Origin of the sequence: Streptomyces sp. WMMB 714 (assembly GCF_900090125.1) — a bacterium.
Classification (GTDB): domain Bacteria; phylum Actinomycetota; class Actinomycetes; order Streptomycetales; family Streptomycetaceae; genus Streptomyces; species Streptomyces daqingensis.
The window spans coordinates 154,046-175,167 of the sequence record NZ_FMHJ01000009.1; the positions used below are offsets into that span (position 1 = coordinate 154,046).

24 protein-coding genes are annotated in these 21,122 nt (G+C 72.3%); 16 read left to right on the plus strand and 8 right to left on the minus strand.

The genetic code is table 11. From position 1 onward, the window contains the following. The first annotated feature begins 92 nt into the window (after positions 1 to 92). Positions 93 to 659: a histidine phosphatase family protein gene (locus H181DRAFT_RS18110; protein ID WP_045865561.1), complete on the plus strand. Its 567-nt coding sequence runs from the start codon at positions 93 to 95 to the stop codon at positions 657 to 659. A 60-nt stretch (positions 660 to 719) separates the two neighbouring features. Here H181DRAFT_RS18110 and H181DRAFT_RS18115 read toward each other — a convergent pair whose 3' ends face one another. The 3 genes from H181DRAFT_RS18115 to H181DRAFT_RS18125 all read right to left on the minus strand — a co-directional run bounded on the left by H181DRAFT_RS18115 (position 720) and on the right by H181DRAFT_RS18125 (position 3,126). After that, positions 720 to 1,238: a hypothetical protein gene (locus H181DRAFT_RS18115; RefSeq protein WP_045865562.1), complete on the minus strand. Its 519-nt coding sequence runs from the start codon at positions 1,236 to 1,238 to the stop codon at positions 720 to 722. A 202-nt stretch (positions 1,239 to 1,440) separates the two neighbouring features. Beyond that, positions 1,441 to 2,451, minus strand: coding sequence for a MerR family transcriptional regulator (locus H181DRAFT_RS18120; protein WP_045865563.1), 1,011 nt, complete (start codon positions 2,449 to 2,451; stop codon positions 1,441 to 1,443). A 3-nt stretch (positions 2,452 to 2,454) separates the two neighbouring features. Continuing rightward, positions 2,455 to 3,126 (minus strand): HEAT repeat domain-containing protein, encoded by a 672-nt coding sequence (locus H181DRAFT_RS18125; protein ID WP_045865564.1) that lies wholly within the window; start codon positions 3,124 to 3,126, stop codon positions 2,455 to 2,457. 158 nt (positions 3,127 to 3,284) lie between these two features. Here H181DRAFT_RS18125 and argC point away from each other — a divergent pair, with 158 nt between their 5' ends. The 5 genes from argC to H181DRAFT_RS18150 are packed head-to-tail and all read left to right on the plus strand — an operon-like array spanning position 3,285 to position 8,319. Then, a complete protein-coding gene (argC, locus tag H181DRAFT_RS18130) occupies positions 3,285 to 4,313 on the plus strand; it encodes an N-acetyl-gamma-glutamyl-phosphate reductase (RefSeq protein ID WP_045865565.1) in 1,029 nt (342 codons plus the stop codon). 49 nt (positions 4,314 to 4,362) lie between these two features. Continuing rightward, positions 4,363 to 5,514 carry a bifunctional glutamate N-acetyltransferase/amino-acid acetyltransferase ArgJ gene (gene argJ, locus H181DRAFT_RS18135; RefSeq protein ID WP_045865566.1) on the plus strand — a complete coding sequence of 384 codons (1,152 nt, stop codon included), beginning with the start codon at positions 4,363 to 4,365 and terminating at the stop codon, positions 5,512 to 5,514. Continuing rightward, the gene (argB, locus tag H181DRAFT_RS18140) at positions 5,511 to 6,470 is read left to right on the plus strand and encodes an acetylglutamate kinase (protein ID WP_045865567.1); all 960 of its coding nucleotides are present in this window, start codon (positions 5,511 to 5,513) and stop codon (positions 6,468 to 6,470) included. The genes argJ and argB overlap by 4 nt, the downstream gene beginning before the upstream one ends. After that, a complete protein-coding gene (locus H181DRAFT_RS18145; RefSeq protein WP_074467932.1) occupies positions 6,467 to 7,729 on the plus strand; it encodes an acetylornithine transaminase in 1,263 nt (420 codons plus the stop codon). The genes argB and H181DRAFT_RS18145 overlap by 4 nt, the downstream gene beginning before the upstream one ends. 23 nt (positions 7,730 to 7,752) lie before the next feature. Then, on the plus strand, positions 7,753 to 8,319 hold the full coding sequence (locus H181DRAFT_RS18150; RefSeq protein ID WP_045865568.1) for an arginine repressor: 567 nt from the start codon (positions 7,753 to 7,755) through the stop codon (positions 8,317 to 8,319). Between the two features lie 51 nt (positions 8,320 to 8,370). Here H181DRAFT_RS18150 and H181DRAFT_RS18155 read toward each other — a convergent pair whose 3' ends face one another. After that, positions 8,371 to 9,339 (minus strand): bile acid:sodium symporter family protein, encoded by a 969-nt coding sequence (locus tag H181DRAFT_RS18155; protein WP_045865569.1) that lies wholly within the window; start codon positions 9,337 to 9,339, stop codon positions 8,371 to 8,373. A gap of 188 nt (positions 9,340 to 9,527) precedes the next feature. Between H181DRAFT_RS18155 and H181DRAFT_RS18160 the strand changes: the two genes are divergently transcribed. The 6 genes from H181DRAFT_RS18160 to H181DRAFT_RS18185 all read left to right on the plus strand — a co-directional run bounded on the left by H181DRAFT_RS18160 (position 9,528) and on the right by H181DRAFT_RS18185 (position 13,979). Next, entirely contained in the window at positions 9,528 to 9,902 is a 375-nt protein-coding gene (locus H181DRAFT_RS18160) for a DUF488 domain-containing protein (protein WP_045865570.1), read from the plus strand. Between the two features lie 187 nt (positions 9,903 to 10,089). Beyond that, positions 10,090 to 11,286, plus strand: coding sequence for an argininosuccinate synthase (locus tag H181DRAFT_RS18165; protein WP_045865571.1), 1,197 nt, complete (start codon positions 10,090 to 10,092; stop codon positions 11,284 to 11,286). 103 nt (positions 11,287 to 11,389) lie between these two features. Next, positions 11,390 to 12,841, plus strand: a complete 1,452-nt coding sequence (argH, locus tag H181DRAFT_RS18170; RefSeq protein WP_045865572.1) for an argininosuccinate lyase — start codon at positions 11,390 to 11,392, stop codon at positions 12,839 to 12,841. Between the two features lie 84 nt (positions 12,842 to 12,925). Further along, on the plus strand, positions 12,926 to 13,357 hold the full coding sequence (locus H181DRAFT_RS18175) for a phage holin family protein (protein ID WP_074467933.1): 432 nt from the start codon (positions 12,926 to 12,928) through the stop codon (positions 13,355 to 13,357). Continuing rightward, complete coding sequence (locus H181DRAFT_RS18180; RefSeq protein ID WP_052708632.1) at positions 13,354 to 13,713, plus strand: DUF3618 domain-containing protein; 360 nt, start codon at positions 13,354 to 13,356, stop codon at positions 13,711 to 13,713. The genes H181DRAFT_RS18175 and H181DRAFT_RS18180 overlap by 4 nt, the downstream gene beginning before the upstream one ends. A 5-nt stretch (positions 13,714 to 13,718) precedes the next feature. Then, positions 13,719 to 13,979 carry a DUF4235 domain-containing protein gene (locus H181DRAFT_RS18185; protein WP_045865660.1) on the plus strand — a complete coding sequence of 87 codons (261 nt, stop codon included), beginning with the start codon at positions 13,719 to 13,721 and terminating at the stop codon, positions 13,977 to 13,979. Between the two features lie 90 nt (positions 13,980 to 14,069). Here H181DRAFT_RS18185 and H181DRAFT_RS18190 read toward each other — a convergent pair whose 3' ends face one another. Together H181DRAFT_RS18190 and H181DRAFT_RS18195 are read right to left on the minus strand one after the other, a co-directional pair. After that, complete coding sequence (locus H181DRAFT_RS18190; protein WP_078895818.1) at positions 14,070 to 15,266, minus strand: YihY/virulence factor BrkB family protein; 1,197 nt, start codon at positions 15,264 to 15,266, stop codon at positions 14,070 to 14,072. 78 nt (positions 15,267 to 15,344) lie between these two features. After that, positions 15,345 to 16,025, minus strand: a complete 681-nt coding sequence (locus tag H181DRAFT_RS18195; RefSeq protein WP_045865573.1) for a lysophospholipid acyltransferase family protein — start codon at positions 16,023 to 16,025, stop codon at positions 15,345 to 15,347. Positions 16,026 to 16,338: 313 nt separating this feature from the next. Between H181DRAFT_RS18195 and H181DRAFT_RS18200 the strand changes: the two genes are divergently transcribed. The 3 genes from H181DRAFT_RS18200 to H181DRAFT_RS18210 all read left to right on the plus strand — a co-directional run bounded on the left by H181DRAFT_RS18200 (position 16,339) and on the right by H181DRAFT_RS18210 (position 18,913). Beyond that, positions 16,339 to 17,493, plus strand: coding sequence for a glycerophosphodiester phosphodiesterase (locus tag H181DRAFT_RS18200; protein WP_045865574.1), 1,155 nt, complete (start codon positions 16,339 to 16,341; stop codon positions 17,491 to 17,493). A gap of 169 nt (positions 17,494 to 17,662) precedes the next feature. Then, the gene (locus H181DRAFT_RS18205; protein WP_254666901.1) at positions 17,663 to 18,289 is read left to right on the plus strand and encodes a sigma-70 RNA polymerase sigma factor region 4 domain-containing protein; all 627 of its coding nucleotides are present in this window, start codon (positions 17,663 to 17,665) and stop codon (positions 18,287 to 18,289) included. Positions 18,290 to 18,403: 114 nt separating this feature from the next. Next, positions 18,404 to 18,913 (plus strand): GNAT family N-acetyltransferase, encoded by a 510-nt coding sequence (locus tag H181DRAFT_RS18210; protein WP_045865575.1) that lies wholly within the window; start codon positions 18,404 to 18,406, stop codon positions 18,911 to 18,913. Positions 18,914 to 19,038: 125 nt separating this feature from the next. Here the strand turns inward: H181DRAFT_RS18210 and H181DRAFT_RS18215 are convergent, their stop codons facing one another. Both H181DRAFT_RS18215 and H181DRAFT_RS18220 read right to left on the minus strand, forming a co-directional pair. Next, on the minus strand, positions 19,039 to 19,425 hold the full coding sequence (locus tag H181DRAFT_RS18215) for a hypothetical protein (protein WP_254666903.1): 387 nt from the start codon (positions 19,423 to 19,425) through the stop codon (positions 19,039 to 19,041). A 67-nt stretch (positions 19,426 to 19,492) separates the two neighbouring features. Further along, positions 19,493 to 19,864: a hypothetical protein gene (locus H181DRAFT_RS18220; protein WP_045865577.1), complete on the minus strand. Its 372-nt coding sequence runs from the start codon at positions 19,862 to 19,864 to the stop codon at positions 19,493 to 19,495. A 445-nt stretch (positions 19,865 to 20,309) separates the two neighbouring features. On the opposite strand from H181DRAFT_RS18220, the gene H181DRAFT_RS18225 reads away from it, so the two are divergent. Beyond that, entirely contained in the window at positions 20,310 to 20,957 is a 648-nt protein-coding gene (locus tag H181DRAFT_RS18225; protein ID WP_045865578.1) for a GNAT family N-acetyltransferase, read from the plus strand. The last annotated feature ends 165 nt before the right edge of the window (positions 20,958 to 21,122 follow it).

Here is a 21,122-nt window from a genome sequence, read left to right on the forward strand (position 1 = left end):
TGCGCGGCGTCCCACGGGACGCCTACCAGCGCAGTCGTGCTCCCTGCGGACGATCTGTCGAACAAGGCCCCCGCTCGTTCTACGATCGCCGAATGGCCCTTCGCCTCACACTGCTGGCCGCGAGCCGCAGTGCGTCGGTGCTCGACGCGCGGTTCGCCGACAGCCGGCCGCTCGACCCGGCGGGGTGGCACGAGGTGCGCAGGGCGAAGCCGGCGCTGTCCTACCTGGCCGCCGCCGAGCTGCGGTACTGCTCGCCGTCGGCTCGCTGCCGGGAGACCGCGGTCTCCCTCGGCCTGGCGCCCCTCGCCCAGCCCGCGCTGCGCGACTGCGACATGGGCCGCTGGAACGGCTCCACGCTCCAGCAGGTCACGGCCCGCGAACCCCGGGCCGTGAACGCCTGGATGACCGACCCCCGCATGACACCGCACGGCGGCGAGTCGCTCGTCGCCTTCATCCAGCGCATCGGCGCGTGGATCGACACCCGCCCGGTCGGCGACGGCTGGGTCGTCGCGGTCGTCGAGCCGGGCGTGCTGCGTGCCGCGCTGTGCTACGCGCTGAAGGCGCCGCCGCACTCGTTCTGGCACATCGACGTGAAGCCGCTCGCCGCCGCGACGCTCTCGGGACGTGCGGGCGAGTGGAGCCTGAGCCTCCAGTCCTGAGGCCGAGATCGAAGCCGAAGCCGGGGACGGGGACGGGACCGGACCGGGGCGCCGCCCGGGTCACGACCGCCAGGGGCTCCTGGGGGGCATGACGTCCCTGTCGCGGAGCCGTCCGCTGATGGCGTGCAGCGGTCCGTGCCAGTGCGGGCGCAGCGCGGTCAGCACCAGGTACCGGGAGCGGGCGTCGAGGGCGCGGGCCGCGGAAGTGGCCGCGCGCAGCCCGCCGGCGTGGAGCACTTCGACGAGGTGGTGGAGCGTTCCGCCGCAGGTGGCCGTCACGGCCTGGGTGTCGGTGAGGTGGGAGAGGCTGCCGCCGGTCCGGCGAGCCGCCGATTCGATCGCGCCGAGGACGCGCACGAGGTGTACGGGACCGTCCTCGTCGTCCTCCGCCAGCAGCCGTGCCGCCTCGTCGGCCGCCTCAGGGCCGGCGGCCCCGCCGTTCTCCCACGAGGCGAGGAGGCGGGTGAGCGGCGCCTGGTCGATCCGGCGGGACGGCGCGTCCTCGTAGTCCGTGGAACGGATCCGGGGGAGGCGGTGCGACGCGGCACCGCTCGGGTTCGCGCTCTTGTGACGTGCCACTTCACTTCGCTTCTACTCGGCCGGGACCCGCAGCGCGGCCGGCTCTGCTGCCGCCGTTACGTCCCGGTCTGTCGCAAGCAGAATCCTCGCCGTCCCCGGGCGGAGGGGCATGTCCGGTCTCCGGCAACGTTCGGACCGTGCTCGTTGCCCGATTCGCACGTCCGAGCAGGCCGCTCCCCGCCGGACCGGCCGCCATGCCCGCTCAGGAACCGCCGTCGTGGCCGCGCAGCTGAAGCAGGTATGCGGCTGTCAGGGCGACGGCGCGGTCCTCGTCGTGCGACAGCTCCACCAGGGCGCGGGAGGCCGTCGTGCCGGGGATGTCCGCGAGCGCCTGGGTCAGCCGTCCGCGGGCGGGCGCCCCGGCGGAGGTGCCGGCTAGGCGCTCGACGAGCCGGCTCGCGATCTCCTCCGCCGTCGCGTCCTCGGCGGCCAGCACGCTCAGCGCATCGGCCGCGTCGGTGTCGTTCCTTCCCTCCGCGATCATGTCGATCAGCACCGGGATCCCGTCCGCCACCCCGCGCGACCCGAGCGCCAGGGCCGCCTGCCCGCGGACCAGCACGTCCGGGCCCGCGAGGGCGTCACGCAGCAGCCCGGCGGCCTCCTCGCCGGGAATCTCGGCCAGGGCGCGTACGGCGCGCTCCCGCACCGCCGCAGCCGGCGAGCCGAGGCCTTCCGCCAGCAGCTCCGCGCCCCGGCCGCCGGAGCGTGCCAGCGCCCATCTGAGGGCTCCGGCGACGTTCGGATCCGTCTCGCCCAGCGCCGCCTCGGCCAGGGCCTCGACGGGTACGGGAGGTTCGTCCGCGGACAGGGCCGCGCGCTGCCGCGTGCCGGCGCTCTTCGATCCCAGCGCCTGGAGGAGCGCGACGGTGCGGAGGACGTCGTCCCAGCAGCCGGGCTCCGCGGCGTCGATCCGGCGCAGCCGCGTGAGCAGTTCGGTCTCGGCGGCGATGCGTTCGCGCGTCCGGTGGACGAGGTCGCCGACGAGCGCCGAGGGCGTGAAGCCGGGGTCCTCCAGCGCGCGAGCGATCTCGCGCAGCGACAGCCCCAGCGTCCGCAGGCTCTCCACGTGGAAGATCCGCCGGATGTCGTCCTCGGAGTACTCCCGGTAGCCGGAGCCCGTGCGGCCCGAGGGCCGCACCAGGCCGAGCGACTCGTAGTGCCTGAGCATGCGGGCGCTGACCCCGGACCGCCGCGCCACCTCACCGATCAGCACGTCCTACCGTCCCTCCTCACCGGGCCCTCCGAGAGCCACGATGCGCTTGGCCTCCTCGATCGCGGACTCGAATCCTGCGTCCGGCTCCTCCAGGAGGCGCCGGGTGGCGAGCGCGTGGGCGCATACGCGCGGGTCCCGCGCCGCCCCCGCGGCTTCGAGTGCCGGCTCGATCACATCACCCAGCGAGACGAGTGCACGGCTGAGACTCAACTGCATCTCCCGCCCGCCGCGCCCGAGTTGCCCCACCAGCACCGTGGCCAGCGCGGACCGCTCGCCGTCCGGGACGAGCACGGCCGCGGCCCGCCAGGCGCTGCGCGCCACCTCCTCGTCGGCGTCCGTCAGCAGAGCCGGAGTGATCGCGGGCCAGGCCCGCGGATCTTCGATCTTGGACAGCGTGTGCAGGGCCTGGCTGCGTGCCTGACCGCGACCCGAACGGACTTCGCGGAGCAGCGCCGGGAGCGTCAGTTCGACGGAGTGGCGGGTGAGCGCCCAGGTCAGCATGTCGCGGACGAAGAACTCCGGCTCGACCGCGCACCGTTCGACGAGCTTGCCGACGAAGCGCGCGTCGGGCGCGGTGCCGACGGCCAGAGCGGCCCGCAGCCGCGCGGACGGCCGGTCGTCCTCCAGTCCTCGCAGCGCTCGTACCGCGTCCGCGTCCCATTCCGTGATCGTCATCGAGGCACCTCCTGACCGGCAGTGAAGGCCTTGCCACGGTGTCAAGGTCAAGCGGCGACCACGCGGACGGCGGTCGTCAGCCCCGCGCGGGGGTCTCTGGCCGCTTTTGCATAAAACTGCCGTACTGCGTATAGTCATGCTACCGAGGAGGAGGTCAGATGGCAGTGCGAGCAGCGGTCGCGGGGGCGAGCGGATATGCGGGCGGGGAGATCCTGCGCCTGCTGGCCGCCCATCCCGAGGTCGAGGTCGGAGCGCTCACGGCCGGTTCCAACGCGGGTTCGCGGCTGGGTTCGCTCCAGCCGCACCTGACGCCGTACGCGGACCGCGTGCTGGAGGAGACCACGCCCTCCGTGCTCGAAGGGCACGACGTCGTCTTCCTCGCGCTGCCCCACGGCCGGTCGGGCGCCGTCGCCGAGGCCCTGGACGAGGACGTCCTCGTCGTGGACTGCGGAGCGGACTTCCGGCTCTCCGACGCCTCGGCCTGGGAGCGCTTCTACGGCACGCCCCACGCGGGGACATGGCCGTACGGGCTCCCCGAACTGCCCGGAGCGCGCGACGTGTTGCGGGGAGCCACCCGCATCGCCGTCCCGGGCTGCTACCCGACAGCCGTCTCGCTCGCGCTGGTCCCCGCCTACGCGGCCGGACTCGCGGAGCCGGAAGCGGTCGTCGTGGCGGCGACGGGGACCTCCGGCGCGGGCAAGTCGCTCAAGCCGCACCTGCTGGGCAGCGAGGTGATGGGCTCGATGAGCCCGTACGGAGTGGGCGGCGTGCACCGCCACACACCGGAGATGGTCCAGAACCTCAGCGCGGCGGCGGGAGGCCCCGTGAGCGTCTCCTTCACGCCGACGCTCGCGCCCATGCCCCGCGGCATCCTCGCCACGTGCAGCGCGAAGGCGCTGCCGGGAGCCGGGGGCGAGTCCGTACGCGCCGTGTACGAGAAGGCGTACCAGGACGAGCCGTTCGTCACGGTGCTCCCCGAGGGCCACTGGCCCGCCACGGGCGCGGTGACCGGCTCGAACAACGTCCACCTCCAGACCGCCGTCGACGCGGACGCCGGCCGGATCGTGGTCGTCGCCGCGGTCGACAACCTGACCAAGGGCACCGCCGGCGGCGCGGTGCAGAGCATGAACATCGCCCTCGGACTGCCGGAGGCGCTCGGGCTGCCCGCTGCCGGGGTAGCCCCGTGAACGCCCGGGGCGACCGTACGGCCGGCGGCGAAGCGAACGGAGAAGCAGAGTGAGTGTGACAGCGGCGAAAGGTTTCACCGCGGCCGGCGTCGCCGCCGGCATCAAGGACAGCGGCGGCCTGGACCTGGCGCTCGTCGTCAACGCGGGACCGCGCCGCGCGGCGGCGGGCGTCTTCACCGCCAACCGCGTCAAGGCGGCACCGGTGCTCTGGTCCGAGCAGGTGCTCAAGGGCGGGCAGGTGGCCGCCGTCGTCCTCAACTCCGGTGGCGCGAACGCCTGCACCGGCCCCGAGGGCTTCCAGGACACCCACGCGACAGCGGAGGCGGCGGCCCGGGCGCTGGAGGACAGCGCGGGCGAGATCGCCGTCGCCTCGACCGGCCTGATCGGCACGCGCCTCCCCATGGACCGGCTGCTGCCGGGCGTCGCCGAGGCAGCCGGGCAGCTGTCTCCCCACGGCGGTGAGAAGGCGGCCATCGCCATCAAGACGACCGACACGGTCCACAAGACGGCGGTGCACGAGGGCGACGGCTGGACGGTCGGCGGCATGGCCAAGGGCGCGGGAATGCTCGCCCCCGGGCTCGCCACCATGCTGGTCGTCCTCACCACGGACGCCGACCTCGACGCCCCCGTGCTCGACAGGGCCCTGCGGGAGTCGACGCGTACGACCTTCGACCGCGTCGACTCCGACGGCTGCATGTCGACCAACGACACGGTGCTGCTGCTCGCCTCGGGAGCGTCCCGAGCAGTCCCGGACGAGGCGGAGTTCACCGAGGCGGTCCGCGCCGTCTGCGCCGACCTGGCCCAGCAGCTCGTCCGCGACGCGGAAGGCGCCTCCAAGGACATCCGCATCGAGGTGGTCGGCGCGGCGAGCGAGGAGGACGCGGTCCAGGCCGGGCGGTCCGTCGCCCGCAACAACCTGCTCAAGTGCGCCGTGCACGGCGAGGACCCCAACTGGGGCCGGGTGCTCTCCGCGATCGGCACCACCGACGCCGTCTTCGACCCGGACCGGCTGAACGTCGCCATCAACGGCGTGTGGGTCTGCAAGAACGGCTCCGTGGGGGAGGACCGGGACAAGGTCGACATGCGCTACCGCGAGGTCGCCATCACCGCCGACCTCGCCGCCGGCTCCTCGTCCGCCGTCATCTGGACGAACGACCTGACCGCCGACTACGTGCACGAGAACAGCGCCTACAGCTCATGAGCACACCGACCACATCCGCCGCATCCCTCCCCGCCGCACGCAAGCACACCGCCCTGCCCAAGGCCCGCACCCTCATCGAGGCGCTTCCCTGGCTCACCCGGCACAACGGCAGGACCGTCGTCATCAAGTTCGGCGGCAACGCGATGGTCGACGAGGAGCTCAAGGCCGCCTTCGCCCAGGACGTCGTCTTCCTGCGGCAGGCCGGGCTGCGTCCCGTCGTCGTGCACGGCGGAGGACCGCAGATCAGCGCCCAGCTCGAAAGGCTGGGCCTGGAGTCGGAGTTCAAGGCCGGACTGCGCGTGACGACGCCCGAGACCATGGACGTCGTACGGATGGTCCTCGCGGGCCAAGTGCAGCGCGAGCTGGTCAACCTGCTCAACCAGCACGGCCCCCTGGCCGTCGGGATGACGGGCGAGGACGCGCACATCATGGCGGCGACCAAGCGCTACGCCACTGTCGACGGGCTCCCGGTCGACATCGGCCGCGTCGGCGACATCGCGAGTATCGAGACCGGCGCCATCCAGGCCCTGCTCGATGACGGCCGCATCCCCGTGATCTCCTCCATCGCCCGCAGCACCGACGACGAGGACGGCGGCCCCGGCGGGGGCGTCTACAACGTCAACGCCGACACGGCGGCCGCCGCGCTCGCCGCCGCCCTCGGCGCGGAGACGCTGATGGTGCTCACCGACGTCGAGGGCCTGTACGCGGACTGGCCGCACAGCGACGAGGTCGTCAGCGAACTCACGGCCGCCGAACTGGAAGAGCTGCTCCCGGGGCTGGCGAGCGGCATGGTCCCCAAGATGGAGGGCTGCCTGCACGCCGTACGCAACGGCGTCCGCACGGCCCGGGTGCTGGACGGCCGCGTGCAGCACTCGATCCTGCTGGAGATCTTCACCGACGAGGGCATCGGCACGATGGTCGTACCGGACAAGCGCGAAGGGGAGCCCACACCATGAGCACCGCGAGCGGAGCGGGGAGCACCACCGCCGCAGCGGCGGGCGCGGTCCGCGACGGCGCGGACGGCACCGCCAACTCCGCGCTCACCAGGCGCTGGCAGTCCTCGCTGCTGGACAACTACGGCACTCCGCGAGTGCCCCTCAGCCACGGCCGGGGCGCCACGTTCTGGGACGCCGAGGGCAACGCCTACTCCGACTTCGTCGGCGGTATCGCCGTCAACGCGCTCGGCACCGCGCACCCCGCCGTCGTACGGGCCGTGTCCGAGCAGATCGCCACCCTCGGGCACGTGTCGAACCTCTTCGTCGCCGAGCCCCCGGTGGCACTGGCCGAGCGGCTCCTCGAACTGGCCGGCAGGGACGGGCGCGTCTACTTCTGCAACTCCGGGGCGGAGGCCGTCGAAGCGGCCGTCAAGGCGGGCCGGCGCACCGGCCGTACGCACATGGTCGCGGCCGAAGGCGGCTTCCACGGCCGCACGATGGGCGCCCTGGCGCTGACGGGGCAGCCCGCGAAGCAGCAGCCGTTCGAGCCGCTGCCCGGCGACGTCACGCACGTTCCCTACGGGGAAGTGGACGCCCTCCGCGCCGCCGTCACCACCGACACGGCCCTCCTCGTGCTGGAACCGGTGCAGGGCGAGAACGGGGTCGTGGTGCCGCCCGAGGGCTATCTCGCGGCGGCCCGCGACATCACCCGCGAGACCGGCACGCTCCTCGTCGTGGACGAGATCCAGACAGGTGTCGGACGTACCGGCCACTGGTTCGCGTGCCAGGCGCAGGGCGTGGAACCGGACATCGTCACGCTCGCCAAGGGCCTCGGCGGCGGGCTGCCCCTGGGCGCGACGATGCTCTTCGGGGAGGCGGCGCAGCTGCTGACCCCGGGTCAGCACGGCTCCACCTTCGGCGGCAACCCCGTCGCATGTGCGGCGGCCCTCGCCGTGCTCGACACCCTCGCCGAGGACGAACTCCCAGCGCACGCACTGCGGTTGGGGGCGCGGCTGCGTGACGCGATCTGGTCGCTCGGGCACCCGCTCGTGGAGCGGGTCCGCGGGGCGGGACTGCTGCTGGGTATCGTGCTCACCGAGCCCGTCGCACCCCGAGTGCAACAAGCGGCTCAGGATGCGGGATTCCTGGTCAACGCGGTCGCGCCGGACGTCGTACGGCTCGCTCCGCCGCTGATCGTCACCGACGACGAGGTGGACGCTCTCGTCAGGGCTCTCCCCGGCGTCCTGGACGCGGTGGACGGCGGGCGGCCGAGCCGATGAGCCGAAGGGGATGGACCGGGGCGATGACCGAGGGGTACCCGCACGAACGGGAGCTGGGAAACGGGCACGCCGGGCAGGCGGTACCGCAGACCCGTACGGCCCGGCACCGCCGGATCGTCGACATCCTCAACCGGCAGCCGGTCCGCTCGCAGAGCCAGCTCGCCAAGCTCCTCGCCGACGACGGGCTGTCGGTCACGCAGGCCACCCTCTCCCGCGACCTGGACGAACTGGGCGCGGTGAAGATCCGCAACACGGGCGGAGAGCTGATCTACGCCGTGCCGGGCGAGGGCGGCGACCGCACGCCGAAGGCGCCGCTGGGCGAGTCCGCGAGCGAGGCCCGCATGGCGCGGCTGGCCGGTGAACTCCTCATCTCCGCCGAGGCGTCGGCGAACCTGGTGGTGCTGCGCACGCCGCCCGGCGCCGCGCAGTTCCTCGCCTCGGCGATCGACCAGGCCGGCGTGCACGACATCATCGGCACCATCGCCGGTGACGACACGCTCCTGCTCATCAGCCGGGAGCCGGAGGGCGGCCAGGCGCTGGCGGAGCACCTGCTGAACCTGGCTCAGAAAGAGCACCAGGGACGGCCGTAGCGACGGCCGGACGGCCGCCCGCCCAGTGCGACGGCCGCCGGGCCGGTCGCGTCAGGCCCGTGGCCGGTCCCTGCGGGCGAACCACGCCGCGACCAGCGCGCCCGAGACGTTGTGCCACACGGAGAAGATCGCGGAGGGCAGCGCGGCGAGCGGACTGAAGTGGGCCGTGGCGAGCGAGGCGGCCAGGCCGGAGTTCTGCATACCGACCTCGAACGTCAGGGCCCGCCTCGCGGGCTCGTCCAGCCCGGTGAGTCTGCCGGCCAGGTAGCCGAGCCCGAGCCCCAGTCCGTTGTGCAGCACCACGGCGAGGAAGACGAGCGCCGCCGCGGACCTGATGGCGTCCGCGCTTCCCGCGACCACGACGGTCACGATCACGGAGATGGTCAGAGCCGACAGCCACGGCAGGGCCGGCAGGGCACGCTGCACATACCGGCCCGCGACGAGTCGCACGACCAGGCCGGCGAGTACGGGCAGCAGCACCGTCTTGAGGATGTCGGTGACCATCGAACCCGCGTCGACCGGCAGGTACTCGCCCGCCAGCAGCAGCGTCAGCGGCGGGGTGACCAGAGGTGCCAGAACGGTGGACAGGGTGGTGACCGAGACGGACAGCGCCACGTCTCCGCGTGCGAGGTAGGTGACCACGTTGGAGGCCGTCCCGCCGGGAGCGCAGCCCACCAGGATCACGCCGGCCGCGAGCTGTGGCGGCAGGTCCAGCGCCTTGACGACCACCCAGCCGAGGGTGGGCATGATCAGGTACTGCGCGCCGAGGCCCACCGCCACGGCCCACGGCCGCTTGGCTATGCCCTTGAAGTCGGGCGGGGTCAGGGCGACGCCCATGCAGAACATGACCACGCCGAGCAGGTACGGGACGGCGTCCGCGGCGCCCGTGAAGCTGCCCGGACTGATGAGGCCGACGACTCCGGCGAGCAGCACCAGCAAGGGGAACAGGGTCACTGCGCGCCGAGCGGCACGATCATCTGCGGTCGTCTTGGTTTCGCTTCTGTTCGTTTCGGAGCCCACCGCGCGATGGAACGCCCTGCTCCGCAAGTGGTGCAACCTTGTCTCGCCATCCGGTCCTCCGCCGCCGCGCGCCGGTGCCGCCCCGGTCCGGCGGCCCAGGGCTCGGCCCCGGCCTGGACCCCTGGGCTGCGGGCCCCGTGCGGTTCCCCGGCCGTGCGTCCGGGCTGCGTCTGTCCCACCCTTGAGGCATGGCGAAGGTGAAGCGTGTGCGGCTGCGGCGTGTGTACGAGGCGGCCGATCCCCGTGAGGACGGTCTGCGGGTGCTCGTGGACGGCGTGTGGCCGCGCGGCATGAAGAAGGAGGACGCGCGGCTCGACGAGTGGGCGAAGCAGGTCGCCCCCTCGACCGGTCTGCGCAAGTGGTACTCCCACGACCCCGGCAAGTTCGGCGAGTTCGCCGAGCGCTACCGCGACGAGCTGGCGGAGCCCGAGGCCGCCGAGGCGCTCGACGGGCTGAAGGAACGCGCGGCCGGCAAGACGCTGACGCTGCTGACCTCGGTCAAGGAGGAGCAGCTGGACTACAGCCACGCTGCGGTGCTCCGGGAGGAGCTGGAGGGCGGCTGAGCGACGGGGCGCCCGGGCGCGGACGGCGTCCGGTGCCGCCCGCTCCTGGTGGATCGGAAGCCCGGCCTCCGCCCGGGCGGGCGTAGCTCCGTGTGAGGTCCACACCGTGCTGACCAGGTGCTTTGACGAAGCATACGGTCGAGTGCATACTTATACCAGTCAGCGTATGCACCGTAAGGAGAACCCCGTGACTGAGCGCGTCGTACTCGCCTACTCGGGCGGCCTTGACACCTCCGTCTGCATCGGCTGGATCGCCGAGGAGACCGGGGCCGAGGTCGTCGCCGTCGCCGTCGATGTCGGCCAGGGTGGCGAGGACCTGGACGTCATCCGCAAGCGCGCGCTCGCCTGCGGTGCCGTCGAGGCCGAGGTCGCCGACGCGAAGGACGAGTTCGCCGACGAGTACTGCCTCCCGGCGATCAAGGCCAACGCGCTCTACATGGACCGGTACCCGCTGGTCTCCGCCCTCTCCCGGCCCACCATCGTCAAGCACCTGGTGCACGCCGCGAAGAAGCACGGCGCCACCACCGTCGCGCACGGCTGCACCGGCAAGGGCAACGACCAGGTGCGGTTCGAGGCCGGCATCTCCTCCCTCGCCCCGGAGCTGAAGTGCATCGCCCCCGTCCGGGACTACGCGATGACCCGGGACAAGGCCATCGCCTTCTGCGAGGACAAGGGCCTGCCCATCGCCACCAGCAAGAAGTCCCCGTACTCCATCGACCAGAACGTCTTCGGCCGTGCGGTGGAGACCGGCTTCCTCGAGGACATCTGGAACGCCCCCATCGAGGACGTCTACGAGTACACCGAGAACCCCGCCACCCCGCGCGAGGCGGACGAGGTCGTCATCACCTTCGACAAGGGCGTCCCCGTCGCGATCGACGGCCGGCCGGTGAGCGTCCTGCAGGCGATCCAGCAGCTCAACGAGCGGGCGGGCGCCCAGGGCGTCGGGCGGATCGACATGGTCGAGGACCGGCTCGTGGGCATCAAGTCGCGTGAGGTCTACGAGTCCCCGGGCGGCATCGCGCTGATCACCGCGCACCAGGAGCTGGAGAACGTCACCGTCGAGCGCGAACTGGCCCGCTACAAGCGGCAGGTGGAGCAGCGGTGGAGCGAGCTCGTCTACGACGGCCTGTGGTTCTCCCCCCTCAAGCGGGCCCTGGACGGCTTCATCGAAGAGGCCAACGAGCACGTCAGCGGCGACATCCGGATGACGCTCCACGGCGGCCGGGCGGTCGTGACGGGGCGGCGCTCCGAGAAGTCGCTCTACGACTTCAACCTCGCCACCTACGACAGCGGCGACACCTTCGACCAGTCGATGTCCAAGGGCTTCATCGAGCTGTTCGGCATGTCGAGCAAGATCGCCGCGAAGCGGGACCAGGCCCAGTAGTCTGCGGTCCCGCCCTCGTGCGGGCCGTATCCGCAGTTCAGCCGCCTCCCCGCCGCATCCGGCGGGGAGGCGTCGCATTGACACACCCCGAGGAGAGCAGGCAATGCCCAGCAACGAAGCCCCGCAGCAGGAACCCGCTGAGCAGGACGTACGCCTGTGGGGCGGACGTTTCGCCGACGGGCCCTCCGACGCGCTGGAGAAGCTCTCCGCCTCCGTGCACTTCGACTGGCGGCTCGCGCCCTACGACATCGCGGGCTCACGGGCCCACGCCCGCGTCCTGCACAAGGCGGGGCTGCTGACCGCCGAGGAACTCGCGCAGATGACCGCCGGCCTCGACCAGCTGGAGCGGGACGTCGCCGACGGCACCTTCACCGGCACCATCGCCGACGAGGACGTGCACACCGCGCTGGAGCGCGGCCTGCTGGAGCGCCTCGGCCCGGACCTGGGCGGCAAGCTGCGCGCCGGGCGTTCCCGCAACGACCAGATCGCCACCCTCTTCCGGATGTACCTGCGCGACCACGCCCGCATCATCGGCGGCCTCCTCGCCGACCTCCAGGAGGCGCTCGTCGGGCTCGCGGAGGCCCACCCCGACGTCGCGATGCCCGGCCGCACGCACCTCCAGCACGCCCAGCCCGTGCTCTTCGCGCACCACGTGCTCGCCCACGCCCAGGCCCTCTCCCGCGACGCGGAGCGGCTGCGCCAGTGGGACGCGCGTACGGCCGTATCCCCGTACGGCTCCGGCGCCCTCGCCGGGTCCTCGCTGGGCCTGGACCCCGAGGCGGTCGCCGCCGACCTGGGCTTCGAGCACGGCTCCGCGGCGAACTCCATCGACGGGACGGCCTCCCGGGACTTCGTCGCCGAGTTCGCCTTCATCACGGCCATGACGGGCGTCGACATCTCCAAGATCGCGGAGGAGGTCATCCTCTGGAACACCAAGGAGTTCTCCTTCGTCACGCTGCACGACGCCTTCTCCACCGGCTCGTCGATCATGCCCCAGAAGAAGAACCCGGACATCGCCGAGCTCGCCCGCGGCAAGTCGGGCCGCCTGATCGGCAACCTCACGGGGCTGCTCGCCACGCTCAAGGCGCTTCCGCTCGCGTACAACCGCGACCTGCAGGAGGACAAGGAGCCCGTCTTCGACTCCTGCGACCAGCTGGAGATGCTGCTGCCGGCCTTCACGGGGATGATGGCCACCCTCACGGTGCACCGGGAGCGGCTGGCGGAGCTGGCGCCCGCCGGGTTCTCGCTGGCCACGGACGTCGCCGAGTGGCTGGTCAAGCGGGGTGTGCCGTTCCGGGTGGCGCACGAGGTCGCGGGGGAGTGCGTCCAGGTCTGCGAACGCGAAGGCATCGAACTGGACGAGCTGACCGACGCGCAGTTCGCCGCGATCTCGCCCCACCTGGACCCCTCCGTGCGCGAGGTCCTGAACGTTCCGGGCGCGCTGGCGGCCCGGGACGGACGCGGCGGCACGGCCCCCTCGGCCGTGGCCGTGCAGCTCGGAGAGGTGAAGGCCGACCTCGCCCGGCAGCGTGAATGGGCCGCCGCCCGCCGCTGAGGCATCCGCACGTGGACGCACGCGTATCAGCCGTTCAGTCGGGCACCCGAATGACCTCCCGACAGTGAAGCGAGGCGAGACGCGATGATCGGATCTGTGCGTCACCGGCCTGACGCGATGCACGACGGCAAGAACCACGACACGGTGGCCGAGCTGGTCAAGCAGGCTTCCGAGCAGCTCACCGACGTGGTCCGCAGCGAGATGCGTCTGGCGCAGGCCGAGATGAAGGAGAAGGGCAAGCGCGCGGGCTTCGGGGGCGGCATGTTCGGCGGCGCGGCGATCATGGGGCTGCTGGCCCTGTGGTCCCTGGTCTTCGCGGCCATCGCGGGCGTCGCCCTGGTGCTGCCCGTCTGGGCCGCTGCCCTGATCATCGGCGGCGGGCTGCTGCTGGTGGCCGGCGTGCTGGCTCTGGCGGGCAAGAAGCAGTTCGGCTCCGCCACTCCACCGAAACCCGAGCGGACCATCGACAGCGTCAAGGCGGACGTCGAAGCGATCAAGGAAGGAGCCCACCGATGACGCACAAAGCCCAGGAAGGCTCCGCGGACACCCGGCAGCTGCGGGCGGAGGTGGAGGAGGCCCGCGAACAGCTGGCCGACACCGTGGCCGCTCTCGCGGGCAAGGCCGACGTGAAGGCGCACGCGCGGGAGATGGCCGCGCACGCCAAGTCCAAGGCGCTCTTCGAGGCCAACGAGGCGAAGGCCCGCATGCAGCACACGGCCGAAGAGGCCGCGAACCGCGGTTTCACCAGGCCCGGGCCCGTGCTGGCAGTCGTCGGAGGACTCGGGGCCGCCGCGCTGGTCACGTACCTGCTGCTGCACCGGAACCACCGGAACCACCGGAACCACCGGAGCCACTGGAAGACGTGGAGGTGACCCGGATGGTCAAGCTCCTCTACAAGCCGTTCGGCATCGTCTTCGGGCTCCTGGGCGGTGTGCTCGCCAGCGCGCTCTTCGGCAAGGTCTGGAAGGCCGTCACGCACCAGGACGACGCCCCCGACCCGTCGGACGAGGACCGCGGCTGGAAGGAGATCCTGCCCGCCATGGCCCTCAAGGGCGCGATCGCCGGAGTGGTCAGGGCTCTGATCCACCGCGGCGGCGCCACCGGCGTCCGCGGCCTGACCGGCACCTGGCCCGCCTGAGAGACGGGCGCGGCCCACGGACTGGGAGCGCCGGCACCGCGGATCCGCGGTGCCGGCGCTCCCAGTCCGTGGGCCGCCGGGTCGGGGGCGTCACGCCGCCCGTCGGGGCCCGCCGTCCTCCCCGCTCTCCCCGGGAGGGGGCTCGCCGGGCCCCGGCCGGCGTCCCCTGTGCTCTTCCGTTCCCGCCTCGCGGGCACCGTGCCCGGGTCCGGCCGTGTCCTGGCCGCGGTCGCCGGGCGGCTGGTCCCCGGGGCCGGGCTCCGGGCCTCCCTCGGGCTGCCGGACTCCGGAGTCGGGCCACTTGCGCGTGTCACGGGGAGCGACGTACGGCTCCTCCTGGAGGGGATGTCCGCCGCTGATGGCCCGCTGCCGCGCCAGCTCCGCGTCGAACTCGAGGCCGAGCAGGATCGCCAGATTGGTGATCCACAGCCAGACCAGGAAGATGATGACGCCGGCCAGGGTGCCGTACGTCTTGTTGTACGACCCGAAGTTGGCCACGTAGACCGCGAAGCCCGCCGACGCGGCGAGCCAGATGAGCACCGCCAGCGCACTGCCCGGGGTGACCCAGCGCAGGCCGCGTCCCTTCACGTTCGGCGCGCCCCAGTACAGCATCGCGATCATGAAGGCCACGAGGAGCAGCAGGACCGGCCACTTCGCGTAGTTCCAGGCGGTCAGCGCCGTCGAGCCGAGCCCGAGTGCGTCGCCGGCCTGCTGGGCGAGGGGCCCCGTGAAGACCACCAGCAGCGTGCTGACGGCGAGCAGGACCATCAGCAGCAGCGTCAGCCCGACCCGCACCGGCGTGACCTTCCAGGCGGGCCGGCCCTCGGGGAGGTCGTAGACCACGTTCGAGGTGCGGATGAAGGCGGCCACGTAGTTGGACGCCGACCACAGGGCGCCCAGCAGGCCCACGACGGCCAGCACGCTGCCGGTGCTGCTGCTGCCCTGAAGTTGCTGGATCGCGTTGGTGAGAATGTCGCGCACGGAGCCCGGCGCGAACTTCGAGACGTTGCTGAGGAGCTTGTCGATGGACCCCTTGCCGAGGATCCCGAGGACGGAGACGAGCACCAGCAGCGCCGGGAAGATCGACAGCACCGCGTAGTACGTCAGGGCCGCCGCGCGGTCGGTCAGCTCGTCGTCCTTGAATTCCTTGAGGGTGCGGCGCAGAACCGACTTCCACGACCGGCCGCCGAACTTCCCGGGACTGTCCGCGGCTGCTTCCTCGGTCCTGGCGTCCGGGCCCGCGACGGGTTTCTCCGGCCGTCGGCCGTTGCTTTCGCTACCAGACATGCCTCCGGGGTTGCCCCCTCGGCCCCGGCCAATCAGAGGCGCGGGCGCTTCACCCGGGCGGCCCGTTCCGGCTGGTGTTCAGGCTGCCTTGGCCTTGGTCGCGTAGATGTCGACGTACTCCTGGCCGGAGAGCCGCATGACCTCGCTCATGACCTCGTCCGTGACGGCGCGCAGCACGTAGCGGTCCCGGTCCATGCCGTCGTAGCGGGAGAAGTCCAGGGGCTCGCCGAAGCGGACGGCGATGCGCTTGCCCGGCGCGGGGCGCGGGATGCCGTTGCCGCCCGGCTGGATCGCGTCGGTGCCGATCATCGCGAAGGGGACGACGGGCGCCCCGGTCATCAGGGCGAGGCGGGCGATGCCCGTCCGGCCCCGGTACAGGCGGCCGTCGGGGGAGCGCGTCCCCTCGGGGTAGATGCCGAAGACCTGGCCCTCCTCCAGCACCCGCCGGCCCGTCATCAGGGCGGCGACGCCGCCGCGTCCGCCGTCCCTGTCCACCGGGATCATGCCGACGCCGCTGAAGAACCAGGCCATGGCCCGGCCCTTGAGCGACTTGCCCTTGACGTACTCGTCCTTGCCGATGAAGAAGACCTGCCGGTGCGTGACCAGCGGAAGCACCATCGAGTCGATGAACGTGAGGTGGTTCCCGGCCAGGATCACCGGCCCCGAGCCGGGGATGCGCTCGGCCCCTTCCACCTGCGGGCGCAACAGCACGCGCAGCAGCGGGCCGAGGGTTGCCTTGATCAGACGGAAACGGGACAACTGTTCCTCCGGTCGATGACGTTCGGGCGCGTAGCCGCGCAGGTGAGGACGATACTTGCCGGTGGACGCGCCGCGGACACCGGGTTCACCGCACCGATACGCAGAGTTGACGTGTGCCACGTCTCCCGCCCCCTCATGCCCGGGTGGGGGAGCCTCCCCGGCGTCCGGGTGTCATCTGCCCCGAGTTTCCCGCTTGTTCGGCCCTAAGCCTCCCCTCCGCGGTGAAGCCGCACCTACGATCAGCCAGGCGTCCGCCGGGGCCTTTCCGTGTCCGGGCGGGCGCATTCGGATGAGACGAGCTGAGGGAGAGCCCATGGGACAGGAGCAGAAGCCGGGTCGCAGACTCGTGCTCGGAGCGGCCGTGCTGGGTGCCGCGGGCGCGGCGGCGGTGGGCACGGGCGGCAGCGCGCTCGCGGACGACAGGAGCGGGCAGCGCGGTAAGGACAGGCCGGGCAAGCTGCCGGTGCCGGCCGTCGTGGCGCACCGGGGGGCCAGCGGCTACCGCCCCGAGCACACCTTCGGCTCGTACCAACTCGCCCTCGACATGGGCGCGGACGTCATCGAGCAGGACCTCGTGCCCACCAAGGACGGGCACCTCGTCTGCCGTCACGAGAACGACATCACCGCCACCACGGACGTCGCGGACCACCCGGAGTTCGCGGACCGCAAGACCACCAAGACCGTCGACGGCACGCCGCTGACCGGCTGGTTCACCGAGGACTTCACCCTCGCCGAACTCAACACGCTGCGGGCGAAGGAGCGCATCCCCCAGACGCGCCCCCACAACACCCTCTACGACGGGCGCTGGCAGGTGCCCGCGTTCGAGGACGTCCTCAAGTGGGCCGACGAGCAGGGCCGGAAGCGCGGCCGCCCCGTCTGGCTGCACATCGAGACCAAGCACCCCACGTACTTCCGCAAGCTCGGGCTGGAGCTGGAGCCGCGCCTGGCGAAGCTGCTGCGCAAGTACGGGCGGCACCGCTCGCACTCGCCGAACTTCGTGCAGTCCTTCGAGCCCAGCAGCATCCAGCGGCTGAAGAAGCTCGTCGACTGCCCCGGCGTGTGCCTGCTGGACGCCCCCGACTCCCAGCCCTGGGACTTCGTGGAGGCCGGGGACCCGCGGACCGTGGCCGACCTGGTCAAGCCCGAGGGCCTGAAGTGGATGGCGCGTTTCGCCGACGGCATCGGGCCGGTGGTGGACCTCGTCATCCCGAAGAACCCCGACGGCAGCCTCGGCGAGCCGACGACGCTCGTGCGGGACGCGCACGCGGAGAACCTCGTCCTGCACCCGTACACGATGCGCAACGAGAACACCTTCCTCCCGCTGGACTTCCGCAAGGGCACCGACCCCAACGCGTACGGGGACGCCTTCGGAGCCTTCAAGGCGTACTTCAGCACCGGCATCGACGGCATCTTCACCGACAACCCGGACACCGGGAAGCTGGCGGCGGCCGACTTCCGCAAGGGCTGACGCCGGGGGCGGCCCGGCACCGTTCCGGGCCGTCACGGCCGCACGGTGCGGTCTGGCGGGGCGCGTGCTCCGTCGGACCGCACCGCTGTGTGCGCCCCCGCACTCGCCCGCTCGGGTGGCGTGACGCGGGTGCGGAAACCACGGCGCCCACCCGCCCGTCGCGACGGGCATGGACTCCCGTACGGCCACCGCCGAGCACCGCACGCACCTCCCGCCGGGCCGTCCGCCCGGCCCGCTCCGCCCACTCCATGAGCGGCCGCCGCAACTGCCGCCGCGGCTGCGCCGGTTGGTCGCGGCCGAATGCGCCGCCGAAGCGCCCGCCGCCGGCGTCGAACCGGAGGACCTCCAGCAGGAGGTGTGGCTGCGCTGGCTGGAACGGGAGCATGCAGGGCGCGGTGCCACGCCGGAGGACCGCCGCGGCGCCCCCGAGGACCCTTCCGTGAAGTGGCTGCGCTCCGCCGTCCGGGCGGAGGCACGGCGGGCGCGGCGCCGCGCGGGGAGGGAGGTGCCCCTGCCGCGGGAGGGCGTCACCGGCTTGTCGGGAAGCGCGCCGCTGCACCAGCCTGCGGAGCTTCCCGTCCTGGCCGCCGAACACCGCCGCCTGCTCGACGCGGCAGTCACCCGCCTCCCCGGGCGCTGCCCCGCGCTGCTGCGGGCGATGCTGTCCCAGTGGGACCTCACCTACCCCGAAATCGCACGTGAGTTGGGAATGTCACAGGGCAGCCTGGGGCCGCTTCGTTCCCGATGTCTGGGTTGCCTGCGCACAATGCTCGCGGCGTCAGATTGCGGAACCTGAACTTGGGGGAATGCTGCGGACAGCAATCGGCGTCATCAGGGCAGACAGTCCGGACACGGCACCCTCGTCTTCTCCGTGCCCGGACTCATTCATGGCAAGGGGAGGCAGGCGCACATGGGCATGAGCGTGACCATCTCTGCGGCGGACGAGAGCGACGCCGAACAGATCCTCAAACTCCAGTACCTGTGCTTCCAGAGCGAGGCGGAGGCCTACGGCGACTACGCCATCGCGCCGCTCACGCAGTCCCTGGACGCACTGAGGGCGGAGATGGCCGCGGGTTGCGTGCTCGTCGCCCGTCTCGGCGAGGAGATCGTCGGGTCCGTGCGCGGCGCCGTCGACCCGGACGGAACGGCCCGCATCGACCGGCTCTGCGTCCATCCGCGGCTCCAGCGGCACGGTCTGGGCGGAAGGCTGCTCGCCGGGATCGAGGCCAGGCTCGCCGCGGAACGGCAGGCCAAGCGCTACCACCTCGTGGCCGGTCACCGCGGTGAGGGCAACCTGCGGCTGTACCGCAAGTACGGCTACACGCCTGTGAGCACCGAGCGGGACAGGAAGGTGACGCGCACCTCCATGACGAAGGACGCCGGGGGCACCGCTCCCGCGGCGTTCACCGCGAGCGCCTGACAGCCGTCCCCGCGAACAACAGCCCTGGTCCGTCCGCCTGTCCGTCTGTCCGGTTGCGTGCCTGCGTGCCTGCGTGCCCGCGTGGCTGCCGTCTGCCTGGGGAGGACGCCGGGCGGCCGGACGCCTCAGCCGCGGTCGGGCTGCGACCGACGCAGCCACAGCAGTCCCGTGACCGGCAGGATCACCGGGATGAAGAGATAACCCATGCCGTAGTCGGACCACACCGTCGCGTCGGGGAAGGCCGAGGGCGCCGCCAGTGTCCAGGTGCCCACCGTCAGCACCCCCAGCAGCTCCACGCAGCAGCAGGCGAACGCGGCCTTGCGGGCCCGTTCGCCGCCGCGCACCAGGGAGACCGTGATGAAGGCGTACACGAGCGCGGCCAGCGCCGAGAGGAGGTAGGCGAGCGGCGCCTCGTCGAACCGGGTGCTCAGCTGCACGATCGAGCGTGACGCCGCGCCCACGGTGAAGATGCCGTAGAGCGTCAGCAGCAGCGTGCCCGGGCCGCTTCCGATACGGCTCCGGGCGCCACTGCGCCCAGGGGGCGGCTCCGGCGGAGCCTCGCCGTCCCCGTGCGCGGTCTCAGCCACCGGTGCCGCCTCCCCACACGTCGTGGAGGCGGGCCTGGAGCGCCGCCAGCACCAGCGCGCCGGCGGCCACGGTCAGCGTGCCCCACTTCGTCCGCTCGGTCAGCGAGATCAGTCCCACCAGCGGCATGCACAGCACGACGGAGGCCAGGTACGCCACGAAGACCGCGGTGCCCTCAGCGGGCTCCCCGCCGCGGGCGAACTGCACGATGCCCACCACCAGCTGCACCAGTGCGAGCAGCGTCACCGCCGCCATGCCGAGGAAGTGCCAGTCCTTGGTCGGCTGATCGCGCAACGCCGCCCAGCCGCACCACAGGGCCAGGAGGACGGCGGCCACGGCGAGCGTGACGGTGAGTGGCGTGAACATGGCCCGAGTTTATGAGGGGCCCGTTCCGCGTCCGCGTGCGGGCCTCACCCCGCGAGCGGAGGCGGAACGGGCCCCTCCTCCGGCGAGGTCCGGCCCCGCTCCCGGACGGGCCCCGGCGGAGCTCCTCCGGTCCACGCCCGCGGACTCCCGGCTTCCGCCCGCCGGGGGAGACGGGCCGGTGCCGGGATGTTCACGGACCGTAGCCGCCTGGGGCGGCGGGCAGTCCCCGTATCGACATATCGGTACGTGACCCCCGTTCCCGCCTGCGAAGCCGCCGCCGACGCTGCGGCGAACCTGTTTCATGCTGCATGCTGTGCACTGCTGCAATCGTCTGGAACACCTTCAAGGACCCGCTGCCGCGGTCCTCCCAGAGCGACCGGCAGACCTGAAGTGGTCCTCCGGGGAGAGCGACACCCCCAGACCCTCGATCCGTATGGAGCGGCGCATGACTTCGACCTTTCCGGATGTCTCGATCAGTACGGACCGGCTCGTGCTGCGCCCGCTGGAGGAGGCGGACGTCCCCTCCCTCACCGAGATGATGCGGGACGAGCTCGTAGCCGCGTGGACGACCGTCCCCGTGCCCTACCGCGACGCCGACGCACGGGAGTTCATCCTCAGGCGGGCTCCCGCCATGCGCACCGAGGGCGAGGGCATCGTCTTCGCCGTCACGGAGTTCCTCACGCACCGGCTCGTCGGGCTCGTACAGCTGGAGAACACCGACTGGCGCACTCTGGCGGCCGAGGTCGGCTACGTCACCGCGCCCTGGGGCCGGGGAGAGGGGTACGCCTCGGAGGCGGTGCTCGCGCTCGCCCAATGGCTGTTCGGGGACCAGAAGTTCGAGCGCCTCGAACTGCGCACCGCCGCGGACAACACGGCCGCGCAGCAGGTCGCCCAGAAGCTGGGCTGCATCAGCGAGGGAGTCCTGCGGAACGCCTGGATAGCGCGCACCCGCACCGAGGACGGCGGCTGGGCCGAGATCCGCACCGACCTGCTCGTGTGGAGCCTGCTGCCGGAGGACCTCGAAGGCATCCCGGAGGAACTCGCCGACGCGGGCGGCTACGCCTCGTACCCCGACTGGCTCCACTCCCGCTGACTCACGCCCGGGTACCGCCGCTGATTGAGGGGCCCGGCGCTCCCGCTGGTCGTCGGCCGCCCGGCAGACGCGGCGGCACGCGGTTTCCGCATGCCGGGAACGGTCCGCACCCGGGGTCGGCCGGGAGTCGCCGCAGAGGTAGGCTCGACGAGCCCCGACCTGCGA

Bases quoted from the DNA above. Each gene is read 5' to 3' on its own strand.
- H181DRAFT_RS18175 (WP_074467933.1), top strand. From the start codon at position 12,926: ATGATCGGATCTGTGCGTCACCGGCCTGACGCGATGCACGACGGCAAG.
- argH (WP_045865572.1), top strand. From the start codon at position 11,390: ATGCCCAGCAACGAAGCCCCGCAGCAGGAACCCGCTGAGCAGGACGTA.
- H181DRAFT_RS18125 (WP_045865564.1), bottom strand. From the start codon at position 3,126: ATGACGATCACGGAATGGGACGCGGACGCGGTACGAGCGCTGCGAGGA.
- H181DRAFT_RS18220 (WP_045865577.1), bottom strand. From the start codon at position 19,864: ATGTTCACGCCACTCACCGTCACGCTCGCCGTGGCCGCCGTCCTCCTG.
- H181DRAFT_RS18225 (WP_045865578.1), top strand. From the start codon at position 20,310: ATGACTTCGACCTTTCCGGATGTCTCGATCAGTACGGACCGGCTCGTG.
- argB (WP_045865567.1), top strand. From the start codon at position 5,511: ATGAGCACACCGACCACATCCGCCGCATCCCTCCCCGCCGCACGCAAG.
- H181DRAFT_RS18145 (WP_074467932.1), top strand. From the start codon at position 6,467: ATGAGCACCGCGAGCGGAGCGGGGAGCACCACCGCCGCAGCGGCGGGC.
- H181DRAFT_RS18185 (WP_045865660.1), top strand. From the start codon at position 13,719: ATGGTCAAGCTCCTCTACAAGCCGTTCGGCATCGTCTTCGGGCTCCTG.
- argC (WP_045865565.1), top strand. From the start codon at position 3,285: ATGGCAGTGCGAGCAGCGGTCGCGGGGGCGAGCGGATATGCGGGCGGG.
- H181DRAFT_RS18210 (WP_045865575.1), top strand. From the start codon at position 18,404: ATGGGCATGAGCGTGACCATCTCTGCGGCGGACGAGAGCGACGCCGAA.
- H181DRAFT_RS18150 (WP_045865568.1), top strand. From the start codon at position 7,753: ATGACCGAGGGGTACCCGCACGAACGGGAGCTGGGAAACGGGCACGCC.
- H181DRAFT_RS18205 (WP_254666901.1), top strand. From the start codon at position 17,663: ATGGACTCCCGTACGGCCACCGCCGAGCACCGCACGCACCTCCCGCCG.
- H181DRAFT_RS18160 (WP_045865570.1), top strand. From the start codon at position 9,528: ATGGCGAAGGTGAAGCGTGTGCGGCTGCGGCGTGTGTACGAGGCGGCC.
- H181DRAFT_RS18110 (WP_045865561.1), top strand. From the start codon at position 93: ATGGCCCTTCGCCTCACACTGCTGGCCGCGAGCCGCAGTGCGTCGGTG.
- H181DRAFT_RS18200 (WP_045865574.1), top strand. From the start codon at position 16,339: ATGGGACAGGAGCAGAAGCCGGGTCGCAGACTCGTGCTCGGAGCGGCC.
- H181DRAFT_RS18190 (WP_078895818.1), bottom strand. From the start codon at position 15,266: ATGTCTGGTAGCGAAAGCAACGGCCGACGGCCGGAGAAACCCGTCGCG.
- H181DRAFT_RS18180 (WP_052708632.1), top strand. From the start codon at position 13,354: ATGACGCACAAAGCCCAGGAAGGCTCCGCGGACACCCGGCAGCTGCGG.